Raw genomic sequence first — 5,420 nt, forward strand, 5'->3', positions numbered from 1 at the left:
CTTCGGTGGTCGTGCAATTCAACATTTACGGAGAGTTTGATCCTGGCTCAGGACGAACGCTGGCGGCGTGCTTAACACATGCAAGTCGAACGATGAAGCCCAGCTTGCTGGGTGGATTAGTGGCGAACGGGTGAGTAACACGTGAGTAACCTGCCCTTGACTCTGGGATAAGCGTTGGAAACGACGTCTAATACCGGATACGAGCTTCCACCGCATGGTGAGTTGCTGGAAAGAATTTTGGTCAAGGATGGACTCGCGGCCTATCAGCTTGTTGGTGAGGTAATGGCTCACCAAGGCGACGACGGGTAGCCGGCCTGAGAGGGTGACCGGCCACACTGGGACTGAGACACGGCCCAGACTCCTACGGGAGGCAGCAGTGGGGAATATTGCACAATGGGCGAAAGCCTGATGCAGCAACGCCGCGTGAGGGACGACGGCCTTCGGGTTGTAAACCTCTTTTAGCAGGGAAGAAGCGAAAGTGACGGTACCTGCAGAAAAAGCACCGGCTAACTACGTGCCAGCAGCCGCGGTAATACGTAGGGTGCAAGCGTTGTCCGGAATTATTGGGCGTAAAGAGCTCGTAGGCGGTTTGTCGCGTCTGCTGTGAAATCCCGAGGCTCAACCTCGGGTCTGCAGTGGGTACGGGCAGACTAGAGTGCGGTAGGGGAGATTGGAATTCCTGGTGTAGCGGTGGAATGCGCAGATATCAGGAGGAACACCGATGGCGAAGGCAGATCTCTGGGCCGCTACTGACGCTGAGGAGCGAAAGGGTGGGGAGCAAACAGGCTTAGATACCCTGGTAGTCCACCCCGTAAACGTTGGGCGCTAGATGTGGGGACCATTCCACGGTTTCCGTGTCGTAGCTAACGCATTAAGCGCCCCGCCTGGGGAGTACGGCCGCAAGGCTAAAACTCAAAGGAATTGACGGGGGCCCGCACAAGCGGCGGAGCATGCGGATTAATTCGATGCAACGCGAAGAACCTTACCAAGGCTTGACATATACGAGAACGGGCCAGAAATGGTCAACTCTTTGGACACTCGTAAACAGGTGGTGCATGGTTGTCGTCAGCTCGTGTCGTGAGATGTTGGGTTAAGTCCCGCAACGAGCGCAACCCTCGTTCTATGTTGCCAGCACGTAATGGTGGGAACTCATGGGATACTGCCGGGGTCAACTCGGAGGAAGGTGGGGACGACGTCAAATCATCATGCCCCTTATGTCTTGGGCTTCACGCATGCTACAATGGCCAGTACAAAGGGCTGCAATACCGTAAGGTGGAGCGAATCCCAAAAAGCTGGTCCCAGTTCGGATTGAGGTCTGCAACTCGACCTCATGAAGTCGGAGTCGCTAGTAATCGCAGATCAGCAACGCTGCGGTGAATACGTTCCCGGGCCTTGTACACACCGCCCGTCAAGTCATGAAAGTCGGTAACACCCGAAGCCAGTGGCCTAACCGCAAGGATGGAGCTGTCTAAGGTGGGATCGGTAATTAGGACTAAGTCGTAACAAGGTAGCCGTACCGGAAGGTGCGGCTGGATCACCTCCTTTCTAAGGAGCATGTGCAACGCTCGTCTGTATACAGCGAGGTTTACGTTGCCAAGTCACACTGAGACGAATGTTCTCGGGTGGCGCTCATGGGTGGAACATTGACATTGATGCAGACGTGAGAGTCTGCCAGCAAGTACGTCTTCTTCGGGAGATTGGAACGGTGGCCGGCTGGAGGGTTTGCATATGCACGCTGTTGGGTCCTGAGGGACCGGATCCGCATCTTCGGATGCGAGGACGAACCTCAGGGCCTCTTTTGCTTGACATGAATGGTCAAGGAGAGAGGTACCGCCCGTACTTTGAGAACTACACAGTGGACGCGAGCATCTTAGATTCATGACCCTTCGGGGTTGTGGATCACAAAGATCAAAACATGCTTCTTCGGAAGTGATGTTGATCATTGGTCAATCTGCATCAGGTAACTGGTGCCGATCGATTCAAACTCATGTGATTTCAAATTTCTAAGAGCAAACGGTGGATGCCTTGGCATCTGGAGCCGAAGAAGGACGTAGTAATCTGCGATAAGCCTCGGGGAGCTGATAAACGAGCTGTGATCCGAGGATTTCCGAATGGGGAAACCCCGCCAGGCCCCTTGTGGTGATCTGGTGACTCCCGCCTGAATATATAGGGCGGGTAGAGGGAACGGGGGGAAGTGAAACATCTCAGTACCCCCAGGAAGAGAAAACAACAGTGATTCCGTCAGTAGTGGCGAGCGAAATCGGAAGAGGCTAAACCGGGCATGTGTGATAGCTATCAGGCGTTGCATGTCCGGGGTTGTGGGACTTCTCACTCCGAACTGATATTCGGGGAGCATTAGAACGTGGTATAGACGAATGGGATTGAAAGCCCAGCCAGAGACGGTGCCAGCCCGGTAGTCGAAATGCTGCAATCGTGCGAGGAGTATCCCAAGTAGCACGGGGCCCGAGAAATCCCGTGTGAATCTGTCAGGACCACCTGATAAGCCTAAATACTCCCAGATGACCGATAGCGGACAAGTACCGTGAGGGAAAGGTGAAAAGTACCCCGGGAGGGGAGTGAAATAGTACCTGAAACCGTTTGCTTACAAACCGTTGGAGCACCCTTGTTGGTGTGACAGCGTGCCTTTTGAAGAATGAGCCTGCGAGTTAGCGATATGTGGCGAGGTTAACCCGTGTGGGGTAGCCGTAGCGAAAGCGAGTCTGAATAGGGCGATTCAGTCGCATGTCCTAGACCCGAAGCGAAGTGATCTATCCATGGCCAGGTTGAAGCGACGGTAAGACGTCGTGGAGGACCGAACCCACTTAGGTTGAAAACTGAGGGGATGAGCTGTGGATAGGGGTGAAAGGCCAATCAAACTTCGTGATAGCTGGTTCTCTCCGAAATGCATTTAGGTGCAGCGTTGCGTGTTTCTTGCCGGAGGTAGAGCTACTGGATGGCCGATGGGGCCCAAAAGCTTACTGACGTCAGCCAAACTCCGAATGCCGGTAAGTGAGAGCGCAGCAGTGAGACGGTGGGGGATAAGCTTCATCGTCGAGAGGGAAACAACCCAGACCACCAACTAAGGTCCCAAAGCGCGTGCTAAGTGGGAAAGGATGTGGAGTTGCACAGACAACCAGGAGGTTGGCTTAGAAGCAGCCACCCTTGAAAGAGTGCGTAATAGCTCACTGGTCAAGTGATTCCGCGCCGACAATGTAACGGGGCTCAAGCACGCCACCGAAGTTGTGGCATTGATATTTTTGGTAGGCCTTCGTGGTCCAGCCGTATTGATGGGTAGGAGAGCGTCGTGTGGCGAGTGAAGCGGCGGTGTAAACCAGCCGTGGACGCTACACGAGTGAGAATGCAGGCATGAGTAGCGAAAGACATGTGAGAAACATGTCCTCCGAAAGACCAAGGGTTCCAGGGTCAAGCTAATCTTCCCTGGGTAAGTCGGGACCTAAGGCGAGGCCGACAGGCGTAGTCGATGGACAACGGGTTGATATTCCCGTACCCGCGAAGAACCGCCCAAGATAATCCAGTGGTGCTAAGAGTCCTAACCCGGACGACTGATTCCCTTCGGGGATGATGGGTCCGGTCTAACGCTCGACCCCATGCTGGTGCGTTTAGCGTATTAACAGGTGTGACGCAGGAAGGTAGCCTATGCCGGGCGATGGTTGTCCCGGTGTAAGTGCGTAGGCTGAGAGATAGGCAAATCCGTCTCTCGTGAAGGCTGAGACACGATACGGACCCGTAAGGGATAGTAGGTGATCCTATGCTGCCAAGAAAAGCATCGACGCGAGGTTCTAGTGGCCCGTACCCCAAACCGACTCAGGTGGTCAGGTAGAGAATACTAAGGAGATCGAGAGAATCGTGGTTAAGGAACTCGGCAAAATGCCCCCGTAACTTCGGGAGAAGGGGGGCCTGAGGCGTATTAGGACTTGCTCCGAAAGCGTTTGAAGGCCGCAGAGACCAGTGGGAAGCGACTGTTTACTAAAAACACAGGTCCGTGCCAAGTCGCAAGACGATGTATACGGACTGACGCCTGCCCGGTGCTGGAAGGTTAAGAGGAACGGTTAGCCGCAAGGCGAAGCTGAGAATTTAAGCCCCAGTAAACGGCGGTGGTAACTATAACCATCCTAAGGTAGCGAAATTCCTTGTCGGGTAAGTTCCGACCTGCACGAATGGCGTAACGACTTCCCAGCTGTCTCAACCGCGAACTCGGCGAAATTGCATTACGAGTAAAGATGCTCGTTACGCGCAGCAGGACGGAAAGACCCCGTGACCTTTACTACAGCTTGGTATTGGTGTTCGGTGTGGCTTGTGTAGGATAGGTGGGAGACTTTGAAGCTTGGACGCTAGTTCAGGTGGAGTCATTGTTGAAATACCACTCTGGTCACTCTGGATATCTAACTTCGAACCGTAATCCGGTTCAGGGACAGTGCCTGGTGGGTAGTTTAACTGGGGCGGTTGCCTCCCAAAAAGTAACGGAGGCGCCCAAAGGTTCCCTCAACCTGGTTGGCAATCAGGTGTCGAGTGTAAGTGCACAAGGGAGCTTGACTGTGAGACTGACAAGTCGAGCAGGGACGAAAGTCGGGACTAGTGATCCGGCAGTGGCTTGTGGAAGCGCTGTCGCTCAACGGATAAAAGGTACCTCGGGGATAACAGGCTGATCTTGCCCAAGAGTCCATATCGACGGCATGGTTTGGCACCTCGATGTCGGCTCGTCGCATCCTGGGGCTGGAGTAGGTCCCAAGGGTTGGGCTGTTCGCCCATTAAAGCGGTACGCGAGCTGGGTTTAGAACGTCGTGAGACAGTTCGGTCCCTATCCGCTGCGCGCGCAGGAAATTTGAAAGGATCTGACCCTAGTACGAGAGGACCGGGTTGGACGAACCTCTGGTGTGTCAGTTGTTCCGCCAGGAGCACCGCTGATTAGCTACGTTCGGGATGGATAACCGCTGAAAGCATCTAAGCGGGAAGCCGGCCTTAAGATGAGATTTCCATGCCTTCGGGCGAGAGGCTCCCAGCCAGACTACTGGGTTGATAGGCCGGATGTGGAAGAGAGGACGAAAGACTCTCGGAGCTGACCGGTACTAATAAGCCGATAATTTGATAACACTTTCTTTGTTTGAATACGAAGATGCTACGCGTCCACTGAGTGGTTCTCGATGTACGGTCGAGAACCCGCAAACAACACCACTGTGTTCGCACAGCGTGTTGGTTTGCTTGTTCACTTTGATACATCAATAGTGTTTCGGCGGCCATAGCGAGAGGGAAACGCCCGGTCACATTCCGAACCCGGAAGCTAAGACTCTTTGCGCCGATGGTACTGCAGGGGGGACCCTGTGGGAGAGTAGGACACCGCCGGACTTCTTCGTTGAAATGGCCACCCAAGGTTCTTGGGTGGCCATTTTGCGTTAACACGC

3 rRNA genes are annotated in these 5,420 nt (G+C 54.2%); all 3 read left to right on the forward strand.

Annotated features, from left to right (window positions below):
* Positions 1-24 precede the first annotated feature (24 nt).
* The 3 genes from ACQ3HE_RS19410 to rrf all read left to right on the forward strand — a co-directional run bounded on the left by ACQ3HE_RS19410 (position 25) and on the right by rrf (position 5,364).
* Positions 25-1,545 (forward strand): 16S ribosomal RNA (locus ACQ3HE_RS19410).
* Between the two features lie 448 nt (positions 1,546-1,993).
* Positions 1,994-5,111, forward strand: a 23S ribosomal RNA gene (locus tag ACQ3HE_RS19415).
* A gap of 136 nt (positions 5,112-5,247) precedes the next feature.
* Positions 5,248-5,364 (forward strand): 5S ribosomal RNA (gene rrf / locus ACQ3HE_RS19420).
* Together the 16S, 23S and 5S rRNA genes form the textbook arrangement of a ribosomal RNA operon.
* The last annotated feature ends 56 nt before the right edge of the window (positions 5,365-5,420 follow it).

It is taken from the genome of Plantibacter auratus, from assembly GCF_050587365.1.
Taxonomy (GTDB): Bacteria; Actinomycetota; Actinomycetes; order Actinomycetales; family Microbacteriaceae; genus Plantibacter; species Plantibacter auratus.